Here is a 635-nt window from a genome sequence, read left to right on the forward strand (position 1 = left end):
TTGCCGTAAATAATACATGAAACAAATACTTGCAAATCTTGATTTCTCAAGTAATCATAGACATCAAGAAAGATTAATTCGAATCTGTCTTGCTTGTGGTAGCAATAAGACATGTGTTAATCAATATGGAATCTTCTGCAAGAAGTGCGGATTTTTGTGGGGGTTTAAGGAATAATGGCCCAAGTGTGTAAAGGATTTTGTGAAGACTATCAGGCAGAAAAAACAATGCTGCGATTAAAGTATGCAGAAGGACAAAAACGATGTACTCTATGTGCACTATTCATAAAATATGATGGCGATAGATGTCCGTGTTGTAGATCAAAGCTTCGAACTAAACCTCGAAACAGCTCAAAACCAAAAAAAGTCGTTTACCAATAAGCGCTGTTAACAAAATCTTTGTTCTCGATTACTTGCACGTTAAGGGACTCTAGTCCAAAGACTACATAGATTGCTTTGAGTTTGCTTTGATAAAGAAAGTATTTTTTCCCATCATCAGTTACAATAGAGCCTGTAACTTTGAGGAGCTTTTCATCAGTCAAGTTGTTAACTCGTCTGTATGCTGTAGTCATTGGAATATCTAATGCTTTTACAATATCAATAACAGAATGAGGTTGCTCTATCGTATAATTGAGAAT

Annotated in this window: 2 protein-coding genes; one reads left to right on the forward strand and one right to left on the reverse strand. The window is 35.3% G+C overall.

Features of this window, described 5'->3' with window-relative positions:
• Positions 1-174 precede the first annotated feature (174 nt).
• Positions 175-378 carry a hypothetical protein gene (locus C6988_RS04850; RefSeq protein WP_182133940.1) on the forward strand — a complete coding sequence of 68 codons (204 nt, stop codon included), beginning with the start codon at positions 175-177 and terminating at the stop codon, positions 376-378.
• On the opposite strand, the gene C6988_RS04855 is transcribed toward C6988_RS04850, so the two are convergent.
• Positions 369-635: helix-turn-helix transcriptional regulator (locus C6988_RS04855; protein WP_182133939.1), on the reverse strand; the 267-nt coding region annotated here is incomplete at its 5' end. The genes C6988_RS04850 and C6988_RS04855 overlap by 10 nt on opposite strands.

The organism is Nitrosopumilus sp. b1 (genome assembly GCF_014078545.1).
Taxonomy (GTDB): domain Archaea; phylum Thermoproteota; class Nitrososphaeria; order Nitrososphaerales; family Nitrosopumilaceae; genus PXYB01.